We start from the raw sequence: 24,847 nt of genomic DNA, 5'->3' as shown, positions 1-24,847 counted from the left end.
TTCAGGGCATCAGCACCTGCGCGCGCGGGTAGGTCGCCGTGTCCCGCGTCAGGTCATCGTAGATCAGCTCGACCGTCACGCTGCGGACCGATCCGGACGGAAAGGCGCGATAGGGCAGTCCGTCCTCGGGCCTGAGCGCGTTCGGCGTGGCGCTTTCCTCGTGGCACGGCGGCAGGGGCCAGTCGGCCAGGAGGCCATCGTTCACGGCAAAGCGCAGCCCGACCAGGCCGCAGCGCCAGGACATGATCTGGGTGACGTAGACCAGATCCTGCCCGTTGTAGTCGCGCAGGGCCACCCAGTTGGGGCGGGTGGCGGTCAGGATCGGCTTGACCTCGGCCGCGGTGGTGAAGCGGCCCGTGGGCACCTGCGGCTCGGCGCTGTAGGCGGGATCGCCCGGCGCACCGGGGCTTGCGGGGCTGGCCGGGACGCCGGGGACGCCGGGGCTGCCGGGCGCGGCGGGCTTCGCCGGACGGGCGGGTTCCGCGGGTTCGGCGGTCGAGGTGATCCTGCGGGCCGGCTCGGGCGCATCGGCCGCGCCGGGGTCGGGCGCATCGGTCGCGCCCGAAAGGCCCAACAGGATCACGGTCCAGAACCAAAGAAACATCCGTCTTCCTCCGTCACTTGCGCAAGACGCCCCGCCCGGTCTTTATTGCGCCAGTATTGTTGCTACGGTCGCGCAGACCAAGCACTGAAATCATCGTCGCGGATCAGGGTGACATTTTTCATGGCGGCAGACGACGCTTCGAGGACCGGCCCCAACATCCTGATCGTCGGCCAGTCCGGACGCCTGCAGTACGAGGCGCTGATCTTTGCCGCCTCGCTTTTCGCCAACAGCCCCTCGACCCCGCGCCTCTACGTGGCCGAGCCGCAGCCGGGGCCCCTCTGGCAAGGCAACCCGACGATGTCCGGGACCGTGCGGACCTGCCTCGAGGCTCTCGGAGCGGAGATCCTGCCGTTCCGGAACGAACATTTCGGGCAGAGCTATCCCCATGGCAACAAGATCGAGGCGCTGGCCGCCCTGCCCGCGGACGAACCCTTTGTCTTCTTCGACAGCGACACGCTGATCCTGGACGACCTCAAACGCGTGCCCTTCGATTTCGACCGGCCGACGGCCTCGCGCCGGGTCGAGGGGACCTGGCCGAAGATCGAGCTTTACGGCCCGGGCTATGCTGCGATCTGGAAATCGCTCTACGACCGCTTCGGCCTGGATTTCGACAGTTCGCTCGACCTCTCCCAGCCCGACGAGTACTGGCGGCGGTATCTCTATTTCAACGCCGGGGTCTTCCACTACCGCTGTCCGCGGGTCTTCGGGCAGCGGTTCCTCGACTATGCGCTGGCGATCCGCGACGATCCGCCGGCGGAACTCGCCTGCCAGTCGCTGGACCCCTGGCTCGACCAGGTGGCGCTGCCGCTGGTGATCCATTCCCTCGGCGGCGGGCGCGACGTCCTGCCCGAGGGGCTGCTGGACGGCGAGGTCAGCTGTCACTACCGGATGCTGCCCCTGCTCTACGCGCGCGAAAGCGACCGGGTGGTCGAGGTGCTCGAGGCGGTCACCGCGCCGCAGAAGATCAAGAAGGTTCTCAAGACCCACGATCCGATCCGGCGGATGATCTACCAGGGGCGGGGCCACAAGGTGCGGGCGCTCTTCGACCGCGACAACCTGCCCCGCAGGGAACAGGCGATCCGCAACCGGATCAAGCGCGAAGGGTTCTGGATGCGGTGACGGCGCGGCAAGGGCGGGGCTGCGCCGCGACGGGATTGCCCCGGCCCCCGGCAGGGGCGACAAGGGCGGGACCCTTCGAGGAGTTGCCAGATGTCCCTGCCCCTTGCCTACTTCCTGCTCGCCGTCGCCATCGCCTCCGAGGTGGTCGCGACCACGGCACTCTCCCTGTCGCACGGGCTGACGCGCCCCGGGCCGGCCGTGGTGTCGGCGCTCGGCTATGCGCTGGCCCTGGGGCTGCTGGCGGTGGTCATGAAGGTCATGCCCACGGGCGTGGTCTATGCCATCTGGTCGGGGCTGGGCGTGGTGCTGATCGCCCTCGTCGCCTGGCTCTGGCAGGGGCAGCGGCTGGATGCGCCGGCGCTGATCGGCATGGGGCTGATCGTGGCCGGGGTCGTGGTGGTGAACGTCTTCTCGTCCAGCGTCGGCCACTGATGGGCACCGGCCGCAGGCGCCATCCAGACCGCACGTTCCGCTACCGATTGATCGGCTTCTCGTAGGTTGACGCCTCCCGACGGGTCATCGGGTGCAGACCGGAACCAGGAGCCCGGGCAGTTCGATCGCGAACGTGCCGTCGAACGCACGCCCTTCGTGCGGCAACCGCCCGTCCCGAGGATAGAGCCCCAAAAACGTTCCCGATGGCCCGACCGTGGTCAGTCGCGCCAGCGCATGTCGCCCCCTGCACCGCGCGGCCAGACTGTCCGTTCCTCTTCGCGCTGTTTTCAGGCCGCCCCGGGCGGCGCGTCGGTCGACGAACCTGATCCCTTGCCTACCTGCGGGAGCCGGCCGTGGCTGCTTCAGGTCCGGAACAGACCCGCCTGATCACGGAAACCCTTGATCTCGATCGGGTTGCCCGAGGGGTCTCGGAAGAACATCGTCCACTGCTCGCCCGGCGCGCCCTCGAAACGGACCGAGGGCGGCAGGACGAATTCGACGCCCGCCGCGGTCAGGCTGTCGGCCATTTTCCGCCAGTCCTCGAACGGCAGGACGAGGCCGAGATGCGGCATCGGCACCATGTGATCCCCGACCTTGCCGGTGTTCGTCGTCTCGAAGGGTGTGCCCAGATGCAGCGAAAGCTGATGACCGAAGAGATCGAAATCCACCCATGTCTCGGTGCTCCGCCCCTCTTTCGCGCCGAGAACGCCGCCATAGAAGGCGCGGGCGGCGTCCAGGTCGGTGACGTGATAGGCGATGTGGAAAGGCGGGATCATGACGGTTCCTGACGTGTGAAGCTTGAGCGGCAAGCTGCGATCCCGTAAGGATTTTGGCAAGCCCCCGTGTTCGGGGCAGGTATGGGAGAACAGCTTTGACCTACGGATTCGACACCCTGCAGATCCACGCGGGCGCCCGCCCCGATCCGGCGACCGGCGCACGCCAGACGCCGATCTACCAGAGCACGGCCTACGTGTTCCGTGACGCGGACCATGCGGCGGCGCTCTTCAACCTGCAGGAGGTCGGCTACATCTATTCCCGCCTGACCAATCCCACGGTGGCGGTTCTGCAGGAACGCATCGCCACGCTCGAGGGCGGCCAGGGCGCGGTCTGCTGTTCCTCGGGGCATGCGGCGCAGATCATGGCGCTGTTTCCCCTGATGGGGCCGGGCAAGAACGTCGTCGTCTCGACGCGGCTCTACGGCGGGTCGATTACCCAGTTCAGCCAGACGATCAAGCGCTTCGGCTGGTCCGCGACCTTCGTGGACTTCGACGATCTCGATGCGATCGAGGCGGCGATCGACGACGACACCCGCGCGATCTTTTGCGAAAGCATCGCGAATCCGGGCGGTTACATCACCGACCTCGACGCGGTGGCCAAGGTGGCAGAGGGGGCGGGACTGCCGCTCATTGTCGACAACACCTCGGCTACGCCGTATCTCTGCCGTCCCATCGAACATGGCGCGACGCTGGTCGTGCACTCGATGACCAAGTACCTCACCGGCAACGGCACCGTCACCGGCGGGGTGGTGGTGGATTCCGGCAACTTCGACTGGTCCGCCAGCGGCAAGTTTCCCTCGCTTAGCGAACCCGAGCCCGCCTATCACGGCCTCAAGTTCCACGAGACGTTCGGCCCCCTCGCCTTCACCTTCCACGGCATCGCAATCGGGCTGCGCGACCTCGGCATGACGCTGAACCCGCAGGCCGCGCATTACACGTTGATGGGGATCGAGACGCTGTCGCTGCGGATGGAACGTCACTCGGCCAACGCCCGCAAGGTCGCTGAATGGCTGGAAAAGGACCCGCGGGTGGCGCATGTCACCTATGCCGGGCTGGAAAGCTCGCCCTATCACGACCGGCTTGCGCGAATCTGTCCCAAGGGCGCCGGCGGTCTCTTCACCTTCGCGCTCAAGGACGGCTACGAGGCCTGCGTCAAGCTGGTGGATTCGGTCGAGATCTTCAGCCATGTCGCCAATCTCGGCGATACGCGGTCGCTGATCATCCATTCCGCCTCGACCACGCACCGGCAGCTGACGCCGGAACAGCAGGAAGCGGCGGGGGCGGCGCCCGATGTGGTGCGCCTCTCGATCGGGATCGAGGATCCGGACGACCTGATCGCCGATCTGGACCAGGCGCTGAGCAAGGCGAGCGGCTGAGGGCCGCACGGCAACGTGAGGGGGGCGACCGCTTTTCCTATCGTTACCCGTGGTATAGCATGGTCGGAACGTGGAGCCCCCGGGATTCTCCGCGGAATTGGCATTTGACAGGCTGATGAAACCGAATTTCGCGCTGATACTGTCGATGGAGGGCATCGCCCTCCTGCAACGCTCCTCACCGGGCTGGGCTCTCGTCGGCGAGGCATCGCCCGAAAGCCCCGGCCTGGCCGGAGAGATGGCGAAACTGCGCGCGGCGGCCGACCGGCTCGCGCCCGGGGAGGCCACGTTCAAGGTCGTCATCCCGAACGACCAGATCCGCTATGTCTCGGTGCCGGCGGGGCCCGCCGACCCGCGGTCGCGGCAACAGGCCATCGCCGATGCGCTGGACGGGCAGACGCCCTATGCGCTCGACGAGCTGGCGACCGACAGCACGGTCAGCAACGGCACGCTGCAGATCGCTGCGGTGGCGCTGGAAACGCTGCAGGAGGCAGACGAATTCGCGCGCGGCTTCGGGTTCGAGCCGGTCTCCTTCGCCGCCATGCCCGAGACCGCCGACTATGCCGGAGAACCCTTCTTCGGCACCGCGCATGACGTGCCGCCGGATATCGATGTCGAACCCGACCACGTGGCCATCCGCGTGAGCGGCCGGGTCACCGTCCCGTCCGCGACGGAAGAGACGGAAGAGCCGGAGACGCCCGAGACGGACGAGGCCGCGCCGGTGCCCTTCGTCAGCGTCCGCGCCAACGGCTCGGACGGTCCGGCAGAGGCCGGGTCCGGCTCCGCGGCGCAGGCGGACGAGGATTCGCCGCCCGCCGAGGAGGCCGGTCCCGCGCCCGCACCAAAGGCCGGGCGGTCGGGCCGGGCCGGGCGCAAGAGCGGAAAACCGCAGCTTCAGGCCACGCCCCCGGAACCGCCCGCCCCCCTCACGCCGCCGCACACCGATTTCGAGACCCCCGCTCCCGCGCCGCAGGACACGCCGCGGTTGGGGCTGGCGGCCGTGCTCTCGGGCCTCTTCCGCCGGTCGCGCGCCGCGCCGGACGACAGCGACCCGGCCAGCGGCCCGCCCAGGACCGACACGGCCCCCGCCGCGCTGGCCGCGGGGGCGGATATGGTCGCCGATCCCGCCCCGTCCGCCGGAGCACAGGTTGAAGAGGATGCCTCCGCCGGCCCCTCGCCCCGGGAAGAGCCCACCCCGCCCCCCGCGATTTCCGAGGCCCCGGTGGCCGAGGATGCCTTCGCCGAGGCAGAGATCGTTCCGCCCCGCCGGACGGGCGCGCTGACCGCCGAGGAGCGCAAGAAGGAAGCCGAAAGGCTGACCGTCTTCGGCGCGCGCAACGGGGCGAACTACGACACCACCACCGGCAGCCCGGTCAGCGTGCTGGCCGTGGTGCTGGCCGTGCTTCTCGCCGGGTCGGCCGCCTGGGCGGCGATCTTCATGAACGAGGAGATGGCCGCGCTCATCGGCGCGGAGGAGCCCGCGGCGGAACCGCAGGAAGAGCCCGCCGCTACGGTCGAGGAGGCCTTCGTCCCGCCCGGTCCGGGCACCGACGCCCCTGCCGACGCTACCGCCGGAGCGGAGCCGGGGGCGCCTGAGACCGCAGAGACGGAGGCGACGGCCGCAGCCCCGATCGAGGACATGGGCGAGGCCCAAGCCGAGGCTGGCGAAGACGGCGAAGAGGTTTCGCCCCTGATCGTGACCGAAGCCGCGGAGGCGCAGGACGAGACGCCGGAGACGGAGACAGCGGAACCGACGGCGGGAACGGAGAGCGGACCGGCTCCGGCGACCGGCCCGGAGGCCGAGGCGCGCTATGCCGCGACGGGGATCTGGCAGCAGTCGCCGGACCCCCTCGACCCCGATACGCTGGCCGCAGAGGACGGCACCGGCTCGTCGGACGGCAGCGGCGCCGAGGATGCGCCCGACCGGATGCCGCTGGTCACGCTGGCGGCGCTGAGGCCCGATGTGCCGCCGGAGGCGCCGGGTGCGCCGCCGATCCCGGGCAAGCGCTATGACATGGACGACCGGGGGCTGGTCGTCGCCACGCCGGACGGGGCCGAGACGCCTTCGGGCGTGCTCGTCTTCACCGGCGACCCGGACGTGGTGCCCCCGCCCCGCCCCGAAGAGGCCGGCGGCGGCGACCCGGTTCCCGGCGCGGCGGACGATGCGGCGCTGACGCCGGCCCCGGCCGCGGTGCCCGGTCGCGATGCGGAAGCCGAGGCGCAGCGCGCGGAGGTCGAGATCGTCAAACGCCCCCGCCCACGTCCCGCCGGGCCGGCCGCTGGCACCGAACTTGCCGTGGCCGGGCAGAGCACGGCCGATGCGGATGCAGCGGAGGATACCGTGGCCCTCGCGGCGGCCGAAGCCGCCGCGGAAGCCGTCGCGAGGGCCTCGGCCGCCCCGCGCCCGGCGGCGCTGGTCGAGGACGGGCCGCGCGGTTCGGTCGCCGCAGGTCTTGCGGGGGCGGGCGCAGCCCGGGAGGATACCGCGCGCGCCGAAGCCGCGGAGATCGACCGGCCCGAGCCGGAATTCGTCGCCCTGCGCCCGCTGCCGCGTCCGGGCAATATCGCGGAACTGGCGGCCGTGGCCCGCGCCACGCCGGAGCCTCCGCCGAGCGTGGTGCCGGCGGTGCCCTCGGTCGCGTCGGTGACGCGGCAGGCGACCCTGCGCAACGCCATCGACCTGAGCGAGATCAACCTGATCGGCGTCTACGGCCAGCCCGCCGACCGGCGGGCGCTGGTCCGTCTGGCCAACGGGCGCTATCGCAAGGTGAAGGTGGGGGACCGGATCGACGGCGGCCGGGTGCTGGCCATCGGCGACGCCACGCTGCGGTACCAGAAGAACGGGCGCAACATGACGCTCGACATGCCGAGCAGCTGACCGGGCCGTGATCCGGAATGCGCGCCTGCGGCGCATTCGATTCCCAAGGATCGCCGGAGGCGATCCGGGCCTCCGGCGGGAGTACTTCCGGCAAGATGAAGCAGGGGCCGCCTATTCGGCGGCGATCTCTCCGTTGTCGATCTGCTCCTGTTCAATGGATTCGAAGAGCGCCTTGAAGTTGCCCTCGCCGAAGCCGTCGTCGCCCTTGCGCTGGATGAATTCGAAGAAGATCGGGCCGATCACCGTCTTCGAAAAGATCTGCAGCAGGATGCGGGTCTCGCCGCCGTCCACCACGCCTTCGCCGTCGATCAGGATGCCGTGTTTCTTCATCCGGTCGATCGGCTCGCCATGGTCCTTCACCCGATCGTGCGACATGTCGTAATAGGCGTCGGGCGGTCCGGGCATGTAGGTCACGCCGTTTTCGGCGATGGCATCGGTGGCCGCGTAGATGTCGCGGGCGCCGACGGCGATGTGCTGGATCCCCTCGCCGTTGTACTTCTTGAGGTAGGCCACGATCTGGCCCGTCTCGCCCCGGTCCTCGTTGATGGGGATGCGGATGCGGCCGCAGGGCGAGGTCAGGGCGCGGGAAAAGAGGCCGGTGTACTTGCCCTGGATGTCGAAGAACCGGATCTCGCGGAAATTGAACAGGTCGCCGTAGAAGCGGAACCAGGTATCCATGTTGCCCTTGAAGACGTTGTGGGTGAGGTGGTCGAGATAGTAGAAGCCCACCCCGCGCGGCTTGGACTGGGCCAGCCAGTCGAATTCGGCGTTATAGGGCGAGGTCTCGTAGTAATCCTCGATGAAGTAGATGAGCGAGCCGCCGATGCCGAGGATCGCCGGGACGTCCATCACCTTGCCGTCGCCCTCGTAGGGGGTGGCGCCGTTCTTCACCGCGTGATCGAAGGCGTGCTGCGCATCGACCACCCGCCAGCCCATGGAGGGGGCGCAGGGGCCGTGTTCCTCGATGAACGTCGCGGCATGGGTGCCCGGCTCGGCGTTGATGATGTAGGTGATGTCGCCCTGCTGCCAGAGTTCGACATCCTTGGACTTGTGGCGGCCGACCAGTTCGTAGCCCATCTTCGAGAAGAGATCGCGCAGTTCCTGCGGATCGGGATGGGCGAATTCGACGAATTCGAACCCGTCGGTGCCGGCCGGGTTCTCGTCGGTGATCTCGGATTTCGGTGCGTCGTGGGGGAACGGTCCCATGGAAACCTCCTGTTTGCGCGCGATTTCCGCAATTCTACGCGCTCGCGCGCCGGAAATCTGCGCATTCTGATGGCTTCCTTGTGGTCGGGATGCGGATGTTTTACAAAAAAGGCCCGAGTTGTGCGAGTTCTCCGCAAATGCTGGATTCGACCGATCTGCGCCTTCTGGCAGTCCTGCAGAAGGACGCCCACCTGACGGCACAGGAACTGAGCGAGATGCTGAATCTCTCGCCCTCGCAGGCCGGGCGGCGGCGGCAGAGGCTGGAGGCAGAGGGCTACATCTCGTCCTATGTCGCGCGGCTCGATCCCGAACGGCTGGGGCTGGCGATCCAGGCTTTCGTCCAGGTGCAGCTGGGCACCCACGGATCGGACCAGGCGCGCGCCTTCGCCGAGCTGATCGGTTCGCGCAGCGAGATCACCAGCGCATGGACCCTGACCGGCGAGGCGGATTACCTGCTAAGGGTCTATTGTGCCGATCTGGCCGCGCTGCACGCCCTGATCCACGAGGTCCTGCTGCCGCACCCCACCGTCACGCGGGTGCAGAGCCAGATCGTCATGGACCAGTTCAAACAGGACGGGCCGCTGCCGACCGCGATATTCTAGACCCGAAGGACCGATGCCCCCATGGAAGGCTTTCTCTATCAGGCCACGATCTACCTTGCCGCAGCGGTGATCGCCGTGCCGATCGCCGCGCGGCTGGGTCTGGGATCGGTGCTGGGCTACCTCGCCGCCGGGATCCTGATCGGACCGGTGCTGGGACTGGTGGGGCACGAGACGCACGACCTGCAGCATTTCGCGGAATTCGGCGTCGTGATGATGCTGTTCCTGATCGGACTGGAACTCGAGCCCCGCGCCCTGTGGGACATGCGCCACCGGCTGATCGGGCTGGGCGGATTGCAGGTCGGGGTGACGACGCTGGCGGTCATGGCCGGGTTCATGGCGCTCGGATACGTCTGGCAGATCGCGCTGGCGGCGGGGATGACGTTGGCCCTGTCCTCGACCGCCATCGTGCTGCAGACCCTGTCGGAAAAGGGGCTGATACGGACGGCGGGCGGGCGGTCGGCCTTTTCGGTGCTGCTGACGCAGGATATCGCGGTGATCCCGATGTTGGCGGTCCTGCCGCTGCTGGCGCTGCCCTCGCTCGGGCTGGTGGCCAATCCCGACGGTTCGCTCACCCGGTCGAGCCTGGAGGAGGACGCGCATCACACCCTGTCGCTGGTCGAGGGGTTGCCCGGCTGGGGCGTCACGCTCGTCACGCTCGGCGCCGTCGCAGCCGTCATCCTGACCGGCGTCTACCTGACCGCCCCGGTCTTCCGGTTCATCCATTCCGCCAGGCTGCGCGAGATGTACACCGCGCTGGCTCTGGTGATCGTGGTGGGCATCGCTTTCCTGATGAACCTGGTGGGGCTTTCGCCGGCGCTCGGCACTTTCCTGGCAGGCGTGGTTCTGGCCAACAGCGAATTCCGGCACGAGCTGGAATCGGACATCGAGCCGTTCAAGGGACTGTTGCTGGGCCTCTTTTTCATCACCGTCGGCGCGGGGATAGATTTCGGCGTGCTGCTGCAGGCGCCGGGGACGATCCTCGGCATGGCGGCCACGCTGATCCTGATCAAGGGGGTGATCCTGTTCGTCATCGGCCGGGCGTTCGGGCTGCGGCGCCGGCGGCTGATGCTGTTCACCCTGTCGCTGGCGCAGGCGGGCGAATTCGGTTTCGTCCTGCTCTCCTTCTCGTCACAGCAGCAGGTGATCCCGCCGGTGCTGGCCGAACGGCTGCTGCTGGTGATCGCGCTCTCGATGCTGATCACGCCGCTGCTGTTCCTGCTGTACGAATGGCTGTCGAAGAAGATGGGCGATCCCGCGACCGAGGCGCAGGAGGCGGACGAGATCGACGAGGACGGGCCGGTCATCATCGCGGGCATCGGCCGTTTCGGGCAGATCGTGAACCGGCTGGCGCAGTCGTCAGGCGTCAGAACGGTGGTTCTGGACAATGACATGCGCACGATCGAGGTGATGCGCCGCTTCGGCTTCAAGGGGTATTTCGGCGATCCCACCCGGCCCGACATCCTGCGCGCCGCCGGGCTGGAGAAGGCGCGCGTTCTGGTGGCGGCAATGGACAGCCCGGCGGCGGTCACGCAGCTTGTCCACTATGCCCGCAAGAGCCGCCCGGACCTGCACATCATCGCCCGGGCGCATGACCGGCGCCATGTCTACGAGCTGTACCAGGCGGGGGCCGACGACATCGTGCGCGAAACCTTCGATGCCAGCCTGCGGGCGGGGCGCTACGTGCTCGAGAACGCGGGGTTCTCGGATTACGAGGCCGCGCGGCTGGAACAGGCCTTCTACCATCACGACCGCGAGGCGATCCGCGAACTGGCGGAGCTCTGGGATCCGGAGGTGCCGGCCGACCAGAACGCGGACTACGTTACGCGCGCCAAGGAACTGGAAAAGGACCTCGAGGCCGCCCTGCACGCGGTGCTCAGCGATGACGACGAGGCGGCCTAGCCGTCGCTGACACCGGCTTCGGCAAAGGTGGCCATGCCGGAATGGCAGGCGATGGCGCCCTTGAGGATGCCGATGGCCAGCGCCGCGCCCGAGCCCTCGCCCAGCCGGAGCCCCAGCGACAGGAGCGGGTCGAGCCCCAGCCTCTCGAGCATGGCGGGGTGGGCCGACTCGGCGCTGACATGGGCGGCCGCGCAATGATCCAGCGCATCCGCACGCAGGGCGTGCAGGCAGGCGGCGGCGGCACAGCAGATGAAACCGTCGAGAAGCACGGGAATCCGTTCGGTCCGGGCGCGCAGGATGGCGCCCGCCATGGCGGCGATCTCGCGGCCGCCGAGCCGGGCCAGGGTGTCCAGCCCGTCGCCGCCCGAATGGCGCGCGACCCCGGCCTCGACCACGGCCGTCTTGCGGTCCAGCCCCCCGGCATCGACGCCGGTGCCGCGCCCGACCCAGTCCGCCGCCGCGCCGCCGAAGAGCGCGTTGGCGATGGCCGCCGCAGAGGTCGTGTTGCCGATCCCCATCTCGCCGGTCACCAGCAGGTCGGCCTGCGGATCGACCGCGTCCCAGCCGGTGGCGAGCGCGGCGAGGCATTCGTCCTCGGACATGGCGGGGGCCTCGGTGAAGTCGGCCGTGGGGCGGTCGAGCTCGAGGGCGTGGACGTCCATCCGCGCGCCGAACGTCTCCGAAAGCTGGTTGATCGCCGCGCCCCCGGCCCGGAAGTTCGCGACCATCTGCACCGTCACCTCGGGCGGGAAGGCCGAGACGCCCCGCGCCGCGACGCCGTGATTTCCGGCGAAGACCACGACCTGCGGCCGATCCAGAACGGGCCGTCCGGTGCCGCGCCATCCGGCGTACCACTGCGCCAGCCCCTCCAGCCGGCCCAGTGCGGCGGGGGGTTTCGTCAGTTGGGCGTTGCGCTCCTGCGCGGCGGCGACGGCCCCGGCATCGGGGCCCGGCAACTCCGCCGTCAGTCTGCGGTATGCGTCGAAGGTGGAAGGCGCCTGCATCGTCTCGGTCCCCATTGTGCTGTCTGTTCGGCACGTGTCTAAAGAAGGCACCAGCAGGAGCAACCCATGGACCGACACGCGCGACGCATCCGCGACCACTTCCTGACCGCCGCCGGTCTGCTGACCCGCCTGCCCCTGCCCCGCCACGAGGCAAGCGGCACGGGCGCGGCCTGGGCCTGGCCGGTCGTGGGGCTGGGCCTGGGGGCCCTTGCCGGCCTCGCGGGCTGGGTGGCCCTGTCGCTCGGTCTGCCGGCCCCGGTCGCGGCGGTGGCGGTATTGGCCGTGCAGGTCGTGCTGACGGGGGGGCTGCACGAGGACGGCCTGGCGGATACGGCCGACGGGCTCTGGGGCGGCTGGACCCGTGAAAGGCGGCTCGAAATCATGCGCGACAGCCGGATCGGCAGTTACGGCGTCATCGCGCTGATCCTGGGCTTTTCCGCGCGCTGGACGGCGCTTGCGGTGATGCTGGACGAGGGGGGCTACTGGGGCGCCCTCATCGCCGCGGCGGCCCTGTCGCGCGGGGTCCTGCCGGCGATCATGGCGCTGGTGCCGAACGCCCGGACAGACGGGCTGTCGCGCGGCGTCGGCCGGCCCTCTGGCCAGATCGCGGCCCTGGCAGCGATGCTGGCGCTGGTTGTCGGGGTCCTCGCCGTCGGCACCGGCGTGATCGCCGCGGCGCTGGCGGCCGCCCTCGCCGCGCTCGGCCTCGCCGCCATGGCCAGCCGGCGCATCGGGGGACAGACGGGCGACATCCTTGGGGCGATCCAGGTCCTGGCGGAAATCGCCGTGCTCCTCACCCTCGTGTAGAGCGCCGCGCCGTGGGGTGCGTGCTCCGCCCGCACCGCCCGGAACGCAAAAAGGCCGCCCCGGTCCCCCGGAGCGGCCCCTGAATCACGTTCCGCCGGTCAGGCCGCGCGGGAGACCAGGACCTCGTCCACCTTGCGCGCGGCATCGACCTCGTCCGCGCCCGAGACGGCGGCGACTTCGCGGGTCAGCCGCTCGAGCGCGGCCTCATAGAGCTGACGCTCGGAATAGGACTGCTCGCGCTGGTCGTCGTTGCGGTGCAGGTCGCGGACCACTTCGGCGATGGCCACCAGATCGCCCGAGTTGATCTTCTGCTCGTACTCCTGCGCCCGGCGCGACCACATCGCGCGCTTGACCTTGGCCTTGCCCTTGAGCGTGGACATGGCCTTGGAGACGACATCGGGGGTCGAGAGGGACCGCATCCCCACCTCGGTCGCCTTGTTGGTCGGCACGCGCAGGGTCATCTTGTCCTTCTCGAAGGAAATCACGAAAAGCTCGAGGGAAATCCCGGCGATCTCCTGGCTCTCGATCGAGACGATCTGGCCGACGCCGTGCGCGGGATACACGACGTAGTCGTTCGGACGGAATTCGGCTTTTTTCGCTTTGGTCATGCTTTTTGATCCTCACATTGCCCGAGGATGACATTCGACACGAAATCGGGCGAGGCCATAAGCCCCGTCCGGCTGCAGGTTCTGATGTCTATGTTCGGCAGCGGGTGGCAGCATCCGCTACGATCGGGCAGGCAGTCTTCATCATACGTAAGACCTACCAATACCACAAAATCGCGCAAAATGGAAGCACCATGTCGCGATGCAGCGAAACCAGCGGCCAAAAACGGTGTTACGTTGCGTCAGCCGCCCTCGCCCGGCTTCTCGGAAAAGTACTTTTCCAGCTTCCCCGTCTCGCCGTCCCGTTCCTCGGCCTCGGGGAGAGGGTCCTTGCGCGTGATGATGACCGGCCACATCTCGGAGTACTTGCGGTTGAACTCGACCCATTTCTCGGTGTCCGGCTCGGTGTCGGGCCGGATGGCATCGGCAGGACATTCCGGCTCGCAGACACCGCAGTCGATGCATTCGTCCGGATGGATCACCAGCATGTTCTCGCCCTCGTAGAAACAGTCCACGGGGCAGACCTCGACGCAGTCGGTGTATTTGCAGGCGATGCAGTTGTCGTTGACGATATAGGTCATGGAGGACTCCGCTCGGGCCTTTGCGGCATTTCGGCTTAGCTAACTCGCGCTGCCGGATCATTCAAGCGCGTCATCGCCCATGCCCTTGCGATAAAGATCGAGTTTCCGGCGATCCCGCTTCGTGGGACGAGAATTGCCCTCGTTCCGGGCCCCTTGCGGGATTTGCGTCTTCTCCTCGGGGGGCGACATGTCCTCGTAAAGCGCCTGCGCCTCGGCTGCCGGTCCACGGCGCGCGGCGGGGGCGAGGATGCGCACGACGCGGATGCGGTCGCCCTGAGGAAAGGTCAGCACATCGCCCGGCTGGACCCCGTGCGAGGGCTTGGCCGCGCGCATACCGTTGACGCGGACGTGACCGCCGGTGACCAGCCCGGCGGCCAGGCTGCGCGATTTCACGAATCGCGCCTGCCATATCCACTTGTCGAGCCTGAACTTGGTCGGTTGCTCAGCCACCGGTCGGATCAATCGGTCTTGAGCCCCTTGAGCGCGGCGGCGAAGGGGTTGTCGGGGTCGATGGCCTTTTCCTTGCGCTTCGGACCCGACTGGAACGACTTGGGCCCGTCTTCGCGCCGGGGTTTGCCCTTGCCGCGCGGCTTGCCTCCCCCCTTCTTGCCCTGCGGCTTGCCGCCGCCGTCCTCGCGGCGGCCGCGGCCCTTGCCGTGCTGCTCGCCCGGGCGTTTCGACCGGCCCCCGCCCCAGGTGAAGGTGTAGTAGTGCTCCATTTCCGGCGCGGTCTCTTCGGCCGGGCGCAGCTCGGCCCCCGCGTCGGGCGTCGGCGTCTCCGGCGTCTCTCCGGTCTCGGGCCCGGCGTCGGGCGTCACCTGGGCGATCACCTCTTCCGAGGACAGGCCGGCGGTGGTTTCCTCGGATTCCAGCTTTTCCGGCGCGCCGTCGACCGAGACGCCCTCGACCGCCGGTTCGGCGGGCGTGGCGCTGATGGCGGTGTCGTCGTCGGGAGCGGCCTCTTCGGGGGCATGTTCCGGCGCGACCGGCGGCTCGGCCGAGGCCGCGCCCTCCTTGTGCGGGGTCTCGCCGGTGGCGGTGGCCTGCTGGCCGTCGGGCGTGGTCGCCACCGCCTGCGGGCGGACCTTTTCACGTTCGCCCCTGTCCGCCTTGTAGCCCAGCCCCTGCATGAGATCGGCGAACTGGTCCAGCGTCATACCGGTGATCGACAGCATGTCGGCCTTGGCCTCGAACCCGCCGCGGCTGTCCTCGGCCCGCAGCATGTCGGCGAGACGTTCCAGCATGTCGATACGGATCGAGCGTTCTCCGGCGGTGCGATAACCGGCCATCGCCGCATAGCCCTCGGGGGCGGAGGTGTCGGTGGGAACGGTGACCAGACCCGGTGGCGGGGCCTCGGGGAATTCGTCCAGCCCGGCGGCAAGCGACCACAGGACAAGGCGCAGCCGGGTCGGCGCCGGTTTCAACAACAGCGGCATGAAGACGGTGAACTGACCGAAGCGGACCCCGTGCTTGCGCAGCGCGCCGCGGGCGTCCTGGTCGAGTTGCTTGACCTCGTCGGCGACCTGCTGGCGTGGCAGAACGCCCAGTCCCTCGACCATGCGGTAGGCGAAGCCCCGGGCCAGGCCGGTCAGCGTCTCGTCCCGCGACATGTTCAGCAGCGGCTCGAACAGCGCGGCGATCTTGCGGTCGATGAAATGCTGCAACCGGCGCTGGACCTTCTCGGCCACGTCCTGGCCGGCCTCGTCATCGACGAAGACCTGGACCTGCGGCTTCAGCGGCTCCGCGCCGGCGACCAATTTGCCGACCGCCTGTTCGCCCCACATCAGGCCGCCCTGTTCGGTAAAGTCGATCTCGGTGTCCGGTGCATTGTAGAACCGGTCGGCCCGCAGATGGAAATGCGGTGTCAGCGCCTGCAGCGCCGCGCGGCTGATCGTCCTGGCCTCTTCCCCCGACGCCTTCGCGTCCTGTCGGAAACGGAAGCCCTCGAGACGGCCGACGTATTCGCCCTCGACCGTGACTTCCCCGGTATCGCTCACTTCGGCCAAGAGGGCCTCCTTCTGCTTGAGCCGCCGCAAGAGCACGCTGGTGCGCCGGTCCACAAATCTCTGCGTCAGACGCTCGTGAAGCGCATCCGACAGGCGGTCTTCTACCCCGCGCGTCTCGTCACGCCAATGACTTTCGTCGTCGACCCAACCGTGTCTCTGGGCGACATAGGTCCAGGTCCGGATGAAGGCCAGTCGTTTCGACAGGGTATCTATGTCGCCGTCCGTCCGGTCGATGCGCTTGATCTGGCGGGCCAGCCAGTCGTCGGGCACCCGCCCCTTCTCGTGCAGGAAGGCGAAAATCTGGGTCAGCAGGCTGGCATGTTCGGCATGGCTGATGCCGCGGAAGTCGGGAATGCGGCACACGTCCCAGAGCAGCTTGACCGCATCCGCCGTGCCCGCGCGCGCCCGGACCTCGGCATCCCCCGAGAGGGTCCGCAGGGCCGAGAGGTCGTCCGCCTCGCGGGCGCGGACCAGCCCGTCGCGGCCGGGCGGCTCCTCGAGCGAGGCGACGAGCGCCTCGGGCGAAGCGAAGTTGAGCCGGGGGTTGCGCCATTGCAGGTGGCTGATCGGCGTGAAGCGATGATCCATGATCGCCTCGGCCACCTCGTCCTCCAGCGGCGCGGCCTCGCCGGTGACGCCGAAGGTGCCGTCGGCCATGCCGCGCCCGGCCCGCCCGGCGATCTGGGCCAGTTCGTTCGGCGCCAGCGGGCGCATCCGCCGCCCGTCGAACTTGGAGAGTGCGGAAAAGGCGACGTGATTGATGTCGAGGTTCAGCCCCATCCCGATGGCGTCGGTGGCGACGAGATAATCGACGTCGCCGTTCTGGTAGAGCGCGACCTGCGCGTTCCGCGTCCGGGGCGAGAGCGCGCCCATCACCACCGCCGCCCCGCCCTTCTGCCGGCGGATCAATTCGGCCATGGCATAGACATTATCGACCGAAAACCCGACGATGGCGCTGCGCGGCGGCATCCGGCTTATCTTTTTCGAACCGGCATAGCTCAGGTGCGACATCCGCTCGCGGCGCATGAAGGTCGCCTCGGGGACCAGATCGGCGATCTTTCCCCGCATCGTGTCCGAGCCGAGAAAGAGCGTTTCGTGCTGGCCCCGCGCCCGCAGCAGCCGGTCGGTGAAGACATGGCCCCGCTCGGGATCGGCGCAGAGCTGGATCTCGTCTATGGCGAGGAAATCGGCCCCCATGCCCTCGGGCATGGCCTCGACTGTGCAGACCCAGTAGGCGGTGCGCGGCGGGACGATGCGTTCTTCGCCGGTGACCAGCGCCACGACCGAGGGGCCGCGCAGGGCGACGATCTTGTCATAGACCTCGCGTGCGAGCAGGCGCAGCGGCAGGCCGATGACGCCGGTGCGATAGCCCAGCATCCGCTCGATGGCATAATGTGTCTTGCCGGTATTGGTCGGTCCGAGGACCGCCGTGATCCTGCCCTGCGCGGCCATGCGCGGCCCTTCCCGTTCTCGGATCAGAGCGATATGCCCGTGACCTGCGCCTGCAGACGATCCACGGCCTCGAGCGCGCGTTCATGCGTCGGATAGAGTTCCAGGACCTGCGAATAGGCCCTGAAGGCCGGGTCCGGCCGGTCCAGCGACTCGAGGATCACGCCCAGGCCGTACATCGCGTTGAAGTGCTGCGGGTTGAGCGCCAGCGCCCGGCCCAGATCCGAAATGGCGAGACCGAATTCCTCCTGCCGATAGAAGGCCGTGGCGCGGCGGTGCCAGGCCTCGGCGAAATCCGGCGCATGGTCGATCAGGGCCGAGAAATGCCCGATGGCGGTCTCGACCTCGCCCGCCTCGAGCGCGTCCTGCCCGCGCGACATCAGCAGGTCCATCGCCGGCGAACCGGAGCGCCGCCAGACCAGGTCGAGCTCGCGCTCGATCGTCCGCGCGTCGGCGGGATCCGCATCATGCAGTTGTTGCAATAGCTCGTCACCGGCGTCACTCTGATCCTGTGCGGCAGCCAGCGGCGGGACCAGGACGAGAAGTGCCGTAACGACAGGTTTGAGAATTCGCATTGAGACGACCATAACACCTTTGAGTGCCGGTGCAGTATCGGCAATTGTGATACCCGATGTAACCCCCGTGGGCCAAAATTCCAGGAAAGGTGAACCATGAGTGAAGTCATCAACGGCGCCGTCGCGGCGCTGCGCGAAAAAATGAGCGGCAGCTTCGACGGCACCGCCAAGTTCGTGATCGAGGGCGAAGGCGCCATCATGATCGAGGGCGACGAGGTCCGGCCCGGCGACGAAGAGGCCGACGTGACCATGACCGCCGATACCGAGACGTTCCAGGAAATCCTCTCGGGCGAGCTGAACCCGACCTCGGCCTTCATGAGCGGCAAGCTCTCGGTCGACGGGGACATGGGCAAGGCGATGTCGCTCGGCTCGATGCTGAGCTGAGGGGCGGACGCGGCTGCATGGAACAGGCCCCCTTCTTCGCCGATATCGCCGAAGGCCCGCCGGGCGGCCGGGCGGTCTGGACGACCGCCTCGGACGGCGTGCGCATCCGCGTCGGCTGGTGGCCGGCGCGGGACGGCGGGACGGCGAAAGGCACGATCCTGATCTTTCCCGGCCGGACCGAGTATATCGAGAAATACGGCCGCGACGCCCGGACCCTGACCGAGGCCGGCTTTGCCGTGCTCGCAATCGACTGGCGCGGCCAGGGCATCGCCGACCGGCTGGTGGCCAATGCGCGCGTCGGTCACGTGGACCGGTTCCACGACTATCAGCTGGACGTCGCCGCCGCTCTGGCCGTGGCCGAAGAGGCCGGGCTGCCCAGGCCGTGGCACCTGCTGGGCCATTCGATGGGCGGCTGCATCGGCCTGCGCTCGGTGCTCGAGGGGGTGCCGGTGAACTCGGCCGTCTTCTCGGCGCCGATGTGGGGCATCCGGCTTGCCGCGCCGACCCGACCCGCCGCCTGGGTCCTGACCTGGGGCGGCTCGCGGCTGGGGCTGGGGCACCTGATGTCGCCCGGCACCAAGGAGGCCCCCTACCCGCTCGACGTGGCGTTCGGCGAGAACAAGCTGACCTCGGACCGCGACATGTTCGACTACATGCGGCGGCAGCTGACCGAACAGCCCGACCTCGGGCTGGGCGGCCCGTCGCTGCACTGGCTCAACCAGGCGCTGACCGAGACGCTGGCGCTGGCCCGGCGGCCCGCGCCCGACCTGCCCTGCCTGACATTCCTCGGCGCGGACGAAGCCATCGTGGACCCGGCCCGGATCCATGCCCGGATGGAAAACTGGCGCGAGGGCGACCTGGTGGTGCTGCCCGGCGCTCGACACGAAGTGCTGATGGAGACGCCCGAGACCCGTGCGCGCATCTTCGAACGGATGCTGCCCTTCCTCGACGCCCACGCCGCCATCGCCGCGCCGCCGGCGCGCAGCGCATAAGCCCCCTCGCGGGGCCCCTTTCACGGCGGGGCGCCGCGCTCGGGCCGCTGTTCGCCTGCCGCAGGGTTGTCCGATGCTCCCGCGCCGCATATCTCTGCCGCAATCAATTTCAGGAGAAACCATGACCGCACATCCGGCACCGCTATTCGACGCCAACGCCACTTCGGGGGGCAGAGACCTCGGGAAGTTGCCGGAATGGGATCTCACCGATCTCTACGCCTCGCCCGAGGATCCGGCGATCGAGAGGGACCTCGACTGGCTGCGGGAGGCCTGCGCCTCCTTCGCCGCGGATTACGAGGGCAAGCTCGACCAGCTCGACGCCGAAGGAATGCTGACCTGCATCCGGCGCGACGAAGAGCTGACGACCGTCTCGGGGCGGCTCATGTCCTATGCCGGGCTGCGCTACTACCAGGTCACCACCGACGGCGCGCGCGCCAAGTTCATGTCGGACATGCAGGACCGCATCACCACATACACCACGCCGCTGGTATTCTTCACGCTGGAACTGAACCGCCTGCCCGACGACCGGCTCGACAGCCTCTTCGCGGCCAGCGACGACCTCGCCCGCTACAAGCCGATCTTCGACCGCATCCGCGCGATGAAGCCCTACCAGCTCTCGGACGAGATGGAGAAGTTCCTGCACGACATGGGCGTGGTGGGCGATGCCTGGGAGAAGCTCTTCGACGAGACCGTCGCCGGGCTGACCTTCACCATCGACGGCGAGGAGCTGGGGCTCGAGGCCACGACCACCCTTCTGACCGAGCCCGACCGCGACAAGCGCGAGGCCGCCGCGCGCGAGATCGCCCGCGTCCTCGGCGCGAACATCCGCACCTTCGCCCGCGTTCACAACACGCAGGCCAAGGAGAAGGAGGTCATGGACCGGTGGCGCGGCATGCCGTCCGCGCAGACGGCCCGCCACCTGTCCAACCATGTCGAACCCGAGGTGGTCGAGGCGCTGCGCAATGCCGTCGTGGCCGCCTACCCGCGCCTGTCGCACCGCTATTACGAGCTGAAGCGCAAATGGCTGGGGCTGGACAGGATGCAGGTCTGGGACCGCAACGCGCCGCTGCCGATCGAGCCGCCCAGAACGGTGGACTGGGACACGGCGCAGGAGATGGTGATGTCCGCCTATGCGGGCTTCGATCCGCGCATGGCGAACCTGGCCGAGCCGTTCTTCACCCGGGGCTGGATCGACGCGGGCGTCAAGCCGGGCAAGGCCCCCGGCGCCTTCGCGCATCCCACGGTGACGACGGTGCATCCTTACGTGATGCTCAACTACCTCGGCAAACCGCGCGACGTGATGACCCTGGCGCATGAGCTGGGCCACGGCGTCCACCAGGTGCTGGCCGCCGATCAGGGAGAGCTTTTGTCCTCGACCCCGCTGACCCTGGCCGAAACGGCGAGCGTCTTCGGCGAGATGCTGACCTTCCGCAAGCTGCTGGACGAGGCGAAATCCGATGCCGAACGCAAGACCCTGCTGGCGGGCAAGGTCGAGGACATGATCAACACGGTCGTGCGGCAGATCGCCTTTTACGATTTCGAGTGCAAGCTGCACGCCGCCCGCCGCGAGGGCGAACTGACCCCCGAGGACATCAACGCCATCTGGATGTCGGTGCAGGCGGAATCGCTCGGGCCGGCCTTCGACTTCATGGACGGCTACGAAGTCTTCTGGTCCTACATCCCGCACTTCATCCACTCGCCCTTCTACGTCTATGCCTATGCCTTCGGCGACGGCTTGGTGAACGCGCTCTACGCCGCCTACCAGGAGGCGCCCGAGGGCTTCCAGGACAAGTATTTCGACATGCTCCGCGCGGGCGGGTCCAAGCACCACAAGGAGCTTCTGGCGCCCTTCGGCCTCGACGCCTCGGACCCGAAGTTCTGGGACAAGGGCCTGTCGATGATCGAAGGCTTCATCGACGAGCTCGAGGCGATGGAGGACTGACATGCCCGAGCGCGGACCGGAACCGCCGACCTGGCGCGACCGGCTGCGCCATGGGGTCGACCGGCTGAGGACCCGCGTCCCGCCGGGGCTGCGCACGGTGCTGGGCCTGCTGCTGATGGTCGGCGGCGTCTTCGGGATGCTGCCGATCCTCGGGTTCTGGATGCTGCCGCTCGGGGCGACGTTGATCTGGTTCGATGTGCGCGCGATCTGGCACTGGTTTCGCCGCGGCTGACACCGCGCGCGTGTGTCGCGCCCCCTCCGCCTCCGCGTCTGGCGGTCCTTGCCGGTGGCATGCCCGTCAGCGCCGTCCGAGGGGCGGTGTTGTCATGGTCGGGACGACCGCTGCCCACGTCATCGCAGGTTCGCACGACCCGGAAGGCGCCCCGGGCCGCGGGCCCGGTTCCCTATCGCAACTCTCCGGTCTGCGTGCCGTTCTTCCCGGTCAGGGTAAAGGTGCTGCCATCCACGGCCCATCTGAAGCAGTCGGTCCCTTGGTCGGTCTTGCCGACAATAAGCCGGCGGCACCAGCGCCCTTTGTCCCAGACCCAGTTGAGCGTCAGCCGATGACCATCGTCCGTCTTGCCCGCCGCTGTCCCGTCGGCCTTGATGACAACCTGGTAGCCCGGCCCATCCACCGTCTTGCCCACGACGTGTTGCGAGAATTCCGACGCTGTCCTTATCTGTTTCGGCGCAGCAACGGCCATTGCGGGGACCGCGGCCATTAAAATTCCGACTACAAGAAATTTTCCAGACATTTCCATCCTCCATGCAAATGTCCCATAAGCGTAGGCACGAATGATCAATCAGTCAAAACATTGCCCTTGCCGGCCTCGTTCCAATTCTTGCGCGACCAGCGCCCCAAGCGACGCGGCCGATCGGGACAGACGCATTATCTTGTTGATCTGGTTGACCGAAGTCACATCCCGACAAGCAAAAGCTCCGGCCTGACGCGACAGGACGGTTCCCCACCTGCGGAAAACAGGTTTAACTCTCGCCGAGAGGAGAATTTTCATCATGTACCGACTGCTTGTCTGGATCGTCCGCGGCCTGCTCGGGCTTGCGCTACTGGCGGTGCTTGCCGTCGTCGCCTTCTGGGCCTTCGCCCCGTCCTATGTCGGCTCGGCCCGGAACAACGTGATCGAGCATGAGCCCTATCCCGTCAGCGAAGAGGCCCGCGCGCTGCACCGCTCGCTGACCATCGGCGACTGGCACGCCGATCCGCTGCTGTGGAAGCGCGACCTGACGGAACGCGGGACATGGGGCCAGGTGGATTTTCCCCGCCTGATCGAGGGCAACGTGGCCCTGCAGGTCTTCACCGCCGTGACCAAGAGCCCGGCGGGCCAGAACTACGAGGAGAACTCGGCCGAGGCCTTCGACAACATCACCCTGCTCGCCTTCGGGCAGCGCTGGCCGATGCGCACCTGGCAGAGCCTCTACGAACGCGCCGTCCATCAGGCGCAGAAGCTGCACCGCTTTGCCGAAGAGGACGGCCGCGTGACCATCATCAAGGGCGCGGACGATCTCGAGGCGGTGCTCAGGGCCCGCGACAACGGCGAGAACCGGATCGGCGCCATCCTCGGGATCGAGGGGGCGCATGCGCTCGAGGGCGAGATGGCCCGGCTCGACGGTCTGGTGGACGAGGGCTACCGGCTGATCGGGCTGCACCATTTCTTCGACAACGAACTGGGCGGGTCGCTGCACGGTCTGGGCCAGGCCGGACTGACCGAATTCGGCCGAGCCGTCGTCCGCGAGGTGGCCGGACGGCCGCTGATCCTCGATCTCGCCCATTCCAGCCCACGCGTGGTGCGCGAGGTGCTGGAGATGACGGATATCCCGCTGGTGATCAGCCATACCGGCGTGAGCAGATTCTGCCAAACGCAGCGCAACCTGCCCGACGACCTGATGCAGGCGGTGGCCGAAACCGGCGGCGTGATCGGCATGGGCTATTGGGACGAGGTCGCCTGCGGCCGGATCGACCCCGCCGGCATCGCCGCGATGATCGCCGCTGCGGTGGACCTGGTGGGGGCCGAGCATGTTTCGCTCGGGTCCGATTTCGACGGATCGGTCGAGACGGCCTTCGACACGTCGGAGCTGGTCGCGCTGACCCACGCCCTGCTTGGGGCGGGGCTGTCCGAGGACCAGATCGCCGCGATCATGGGCGGCAACATGGTGCGCGTGCTGCGCGACCGGCTGGGCGGCTGAGGGCCGGTCGGAGGTCCACGGCGGAGCGGCGATCACGCTCTTTCCGAACGCGGCTTGTTCGACCGTGGTGCTCGCGCGCGCGTCCATCCTCCGCGAAGAAGATTAGGCGTTCTGCGTTCAACGCCACTTCGTCGAGGCGCCGGATCCGGTCCGGCGCCGGCGGCACCGACAATCATCGTGTGGCGATGAAAAGAACAACCCGGCGCGCCACTTGGCGGCCGGGTCATTGGGGACCGGTGGCGGGTCAATCGGCCGATCACGCGGCCGGCAACATGCCCTTTTCCTGCGCCAGTTCGCGCATCTGAAGCTGCAGCTTCTCGAAGGCGCGCACCTCGATCTGGCGGATACGCTCACGGCTGACGCCGTATTGCTCCGACAGATCCTCGAGCGTGATGGTCTCCTCGCTCAGGCGGCGCTGCGTAAGGATGTCCCTCTCGCGGTCGTTCAGCACGGCCATCGCCTCGGCCAGCAGTTCCCGGCGCGAATCCATCTCGTCGCGCTCGGCATAGTCGCCGGCCTGGTCCGCCTCTTCGTCCTCGAGCCAGTCCTGCCACTCCATGGCGCTTTCCGCATCCATGCCGACCGTCGCATTGAGCGAGGCATCGCCGCCCGACATCCGCCGGTTCATCGAGATCACCTCGGCCTCGGTCACGCCAAGATCGTTGGCGATCTGCTTGACGTTGTCTGGGTGAAGGTCGCCCTCCTCGAGCGCGCCGATTCGCGCCTTGGCCTTGCGCAGGTTGAAGAAAAGTTTCTTCTGGGCCGAGGTCGTGCCCAGTTTCACCAGGCTCCAGGACCGCAGGATATACTCCTGAATCGAGGCGCGGATCCACCACATGGCATAGGTCGCGAGGCGGAACCCCTTTTCGGGGTCGAAGCGCTTGACCGCCTGCATCAGGCCCACATTCGCCTCCGAGATCACCTCGGCCTGGGGCAGGCCGTAGCCGCGATAGCCCATGGCGATCTTGGCGGCGAGACGCAGATGCGAGGTGACCATCTTGTGGGCGGCCTCGGTATCCTGTTCCTCGACCCACCTCTTGGCGAGCATGTATTCCTCTTCCGGCTCCAGAAGCGGGAACTTCCGGATTTCCTGAAGATAGCGGTTCAGACCGCCTTCCGGCGACGGTGCCGGCAGATTTCCATAATTACCCATAACCCTGTCCTTCGTCTCCAGCCCAATGTTTATAGGCTTAACATGGCAGATAGGGACCGTGCTGATCGCGTTCAAGATCAGTACGCTCAGTTTACTAACGCACGGTGAAGGGTTTTCCGTTGCAACCGCATCCATATTTCGGCGATTTCACGCGGATGTGTCGGCGAGTGACCTGAGCAGAAACGCTTTTCTCCAGGCACCACGCCGCAGCACCGCCCTTGCTGACACATGCGAAAACGCATGGGATCGCTGCGGCAA

At 67.9% G+C, this 24,847-nt stretch carries 24 protein-coding genes; 12 read left to right on the top strand and 12 right to left on the bottom strand.

Features of this window, described 5'->3' with window-relative positions; genetic code table 11:
• Position 1 precedes the first annotated feature (1 nt).
• Positions 2-604, bottom strand: coding sequence for a hypothetical protein (locus tag OB2597_RS22475; RefSeq protein WP_009804691.1), 603 nt, complete (start codon positions 602-604; stop codon positions 2-4).
• A gap of 120 nt (positions 605-724) precedes the next feature.
• Here OB2597_RS22475 and OB2597_RS06260 point away from each other — a divergent pair, with 120 nt between their 5' ends.
• Entirely contained in the window at positions 725-1,723 is a 999-nt protein-coding gene (locus OB2597_RS06260; RefSeq protein ID WP_009804690.1) for a hypothetical protein, read from the top strand.
• 90 nt (positions 1,724-1,813) lie between these two features.
• Positions 1,814-2,155, top strand: a complete 342-nt coding sequence (locus tag OB2597_RS06255) for a DMT family transporter (RefSeq protein ID WP_009804689.1) — start codon at positions 1,814-1,816, stop codon at positions 2,153-2,155.
• Between the two features lie 362 nt (positions 2,156-2,517).
• Here the strand turns inward: OB2597_RS06255 and OB2597_RS06250 are convergent, their stop codons facing one another.
• On the bottom strand, positions 2,518-2,931 hold the full coding sequence (locus OB2597_RS06250) for a VOC family protein (RefSeq protein WP_009804688.1): 414 nt from the start codon (positions 2,929-2,931) through the stop codon (positions 2,518-2,520).
• A 95-nt stretch (positions 2,932-3,026) separates the two neighbouring features.
• Here OB2597_RS06250 and OB2597_RS06245 point away from each other — a divergent pair, with 95 nt between their 5' ends.
• Together OB2597_RS06245 and OB2597_RS22055 are read left to right on the top strand one after the other, a co-directional pair.
• Positions 3,027-4,307: an O-acetylhomoserine aminocarboxypropyltransferase/cysteine synthase family protein gene (locus OB2597_RS06245; RefSeq protein WP_009804687.1), complete on the top strand. Its 1,281-nt coding sequence runs from the start codon at positions 3,027-3,029 to the stop codon at positions 4,305-4,307.
• Positions 4,308-4,422: 115 nt separating this feature from the next.
• Positions 4,423-7,182: a hypothetical protein gene (locus tag OB2597_RS22055; RefSeq protein WP_009804686.1), complete on the top strand. Its 2,760-nt coding sequence runs from the start codon at positions 4,423-4,425 to the stop codon at positions 7,180-7,182.
• Between the two features lie 111 nt (positions 7,183-7,293).
• Here the strand turns inward: OB2597_RS22055 and hppD are convergent, their stop codons facing one another.
• Positions 7,294-8,388, bottom strand: a complete 1,095-nt coding sequence (hppD, locus tag OB2597_RS06235) for a 4-hydroxyphenylpyruvate dioxygenase (RefSeq protein WP_009804685.1) — start codon at positions 8,386-8,388, stop codon at positions 7,294-7,296.
• Between the two features lie 137 nt (positions 8,389-8,525).
• On the opposite strand from hppD, the gene OB2597_RS06230 reads away from it, so the two are divergent.
• Complete coding sequence (locus tag OB2597_RS06230) at positions 8,526-8,990, top strand: Lrp/AsnC family transcriptional regulator (RefSeq protein WP_009804684.1); 465 nt, start codon at positions 8,526-8,528, stop codon at positions 8,988-8,990.
• Between the two features lie 21 nt (positions 8,991-9,011).
• Entirely contained in the window at positions 9,012-10,889 is a 1,878-nt protein-coding gene (locus tag OB2597_RS06225; protein WP_009804683.1) for a monovalent cation:proton antiporter-2 (CPA2) family protein, read from the top strand.
• Here the strand turns inward: OB2597_RS06225 and cobT are convergent.
• Positions 10,886-11,893 carry a nicotinate-nucleotide--dimethylbenzimidazole phosphoribosyltransferase gene (gene cobT, locus OB2597_RS06220; protein WP_040609538.1) on the bottom strand — a complete coding sequence of 336 codons (1,008 nt, stop codon included), beginning with the start codon at positions 11,891-11,893 and terminating at the stop codon, positions 10,886-10,888. The genes OB2597_RS06225 and cobT overlap by 4 nt on opposite strands.
• 66 nt (positions 11,894-11,959) lie before the next feature.
• Between cobT and cobS the strand changes: the two genes are divergently transcribed.
• Positions 11,960-12,700, top strand: a complete 741-nt coding sequence (cobS, locus tag OB2597_RS06215) for an adenosylcobinamide-GDP ribazoletransferase (RefSeq protein WP_009804681.1) — start codon at positions 11,960-11,962, stop codon at positions 12,698-12,700.
• Positions 12,701-12,798: 98 nt separating this feature from the next.
• On the opposite strand, the gene OB2597_RS06210 is transcribed toward cobS, so the two are convergent.
• The 5 genes from OB2597_RS06210 to OB2597_RS06190 all read right to left on the bottom strand — a co-directional run bounded on the left by OB2597_RS06210 (position 12,799) and on the right by OB2597_RS06190 (position 17,916).
• Positions 12,799-13,308 (bottom strand): CarD family transcriptional regulator, encoded by a 510-nt coding sequence (locus OB2597_RS06210; RefSeq protein ID WP_009804680.1) that lies wholly within the window; start codon positions 13,306-13,308, stop codon positions 12,799-12,801.
• A 239-nt stretch (positions 13,309-13,547) separates the two neighbouring features.
• Entirely contained in the window at positions 13,548-13,886 is a 339-nt protein-coding gene (gene fdxA, locus OB2597_RS06205) for a ferredoxin FdxA (protein ID WP_009804679.1), read from the bottom strand.
• A gap of 57 nt (positions 13,887-13,943) precedes the next feature.
• Positions 13,944-14,336, bottom strand: a complete 393-nt coding sequence (locus OB2597_RS06200; RefSeq protein ID WP_009804678.1) for an RNA-binding S4 domain-containing protein — start codon at positions 14,334-14,336, stop codon at positions 13,944-13,946.
• 8 nt (positions 14,337-14,344) lie between these two features.
• On the bottom strand, positions 14,345-17,344 hold the full coding sequence (locus OB2597_RS06195; RefSeq protein ID WP_009804677.1) for a DEAD/DEAH box helicase: 3,000 nt from the start codon (positions 17,342-17,344) through the stop codon (positions 14,345-14,347).
• 23 nt (positions 17,345-17,367) lie between these two features.
• Entirely contained in the window at positions 17,368-17,916 is a 549-nt protein-coding gene (locus tag OB2597_RS06190; RefSeq protein ID WP_084658908.1) for a tetratricopeptide repeat protein, read from the bottom strand.
• 96 nt (positions 17,917-18,012) lie between these two features.
• Between OB2597_RS06190 and OB2597_RS06185 the strand changes: the two genes are divergently transcribed.
• The 4 genes from OB2597_RS06185 to OB2597_RS06170 all read left to right on the top strand — a co-directional run bounded on the left by OB2597_RS06185 (position 18,013) and on the right by OB2597_RS06170 (position 21,466).
• Complete coding sequence (locus OB2597_RS06185; protein WP_009804675.1) at positions 18,013-18,300, top strand: SCP2 sterol-binding domain-containing protein; 288 nt, start codon at positions 18,013-18,015, stop codon at positions 18,298-18,300.
• A gap of 17 nt (positions 18,301-18,317) precedes the next feature.
• Positions 18,318-19,292, top strand: coding sequence for an alpha/beta fold hydrolase (locus OB2597_RS06180; protein ID WP_009804674.1), 975 nt, complete (start codon positions 18,318-18,320; stop codon positions 19,290-19,292).
• A gap of 121 nt (positions 19,293-19,413) precedes the next feature.
• Positions 19,414-21,234: a M3 family oligoendopeptidase gene (locus tag OB2597_RS06175; RefSeq protein ID WP_009804673.1), complete on the top strand. Its 1,821-nt coding sequence runs from the start codon at positions 19,414-19,416 to the stop codon at positions 21,232-21,234.
• A gap of 1 nt (position 21,235) precedes the next feature.
• Positions 21,236-21,466, top strand: a complete 231-nt coding sequence (locus tag OB2597_RS06170) for a hypothetical protein (protein ID WP_009804672.1) — start codon at positions 21,236-21,238, stop codon at positions 21,464-21,466.
• Between the two features lie 172 nt (positions 21,467-21,638).
• On the opposite strand, the gene OB2597_RS06165 is transcribed toward OB2597_RS06170, so the two are convergent.
• Both OB2597_RS06165 and OB2597_RS21780 read right to left on the bottom strand, forming a co-directional pair.
• On the bottom strand, positions 21,639-21,956 hold the full coding sequence (locus OB2597_RS06165) for a hypothetical protein (RefSeq protein WP_009804671.1): 318 nt from the start codon (positions 21,954-21,956) through the stop codon (positions 21,639-21,641).
• A gap of 81 nt (positions 21,957-22,037) precedes the next feature.
• Positions 22,038-22,250: a hypothetical protein gene (locus OB2597_RS21780; protein ID WP_148234684.1), complete on the bottom strand. Its 213-nt coding sequence runs from the start codon at positions 22,248-22,250 to the stop codon at positions 22,038-22,040.
• Between OB2597_RS21780 and OB2597_RS06160 the strand changes: the two genes are divergently transcribed.
• Entirely contained in the window at positions 22,249-23,436 is a 1,188-nt protein-coding gene (locus tag OB2597_RS06160; protein WP_009804670.1) for a dipeptidase, read from the top strand. The genes OB2597_RS21780 and OB2597_RS06160 overlap by 2 nt on opposite strands.
• A gap of 256 nt (positions 23,437-23,692) precedes the next feature.
• Here the strand turns inward: OB2597_RS06160 and rpoH are convergent, their stop codons facing one another.
• Positions 23,693-24,589 carry an RNA polymerase sigma factor RpoH gene (rpoH, locus tag OB2597_RS06155; protein ID WP_009804669.1) on the bottom strand — a complete coding sequence of 299 codons (897 nt, stop codon included), beginning with the start codon at positions 24,587-24,589 and terminating at the stop codon, positions 23,693-23,695.
• Between the last annotated feature and the right edge of the window lie 258 nt (positions 24,590-24,847).

This window comes from Pseudooceanicola batsensis HTCC2597, from assembly GCF_000152725.1.
Taxonomy (GTDB): Bacteria; Pseudomonadota; Alphaproteobacteria; order Rhodobacterales; family Rhodobacteraceae; genus Pseudooceanicola; species Pseudooceanicola batsensis.
Note: the sequence above shows the minus strand (reverse complement) of the source record. Positions and strands in the feature narration are given on the sequence as shown.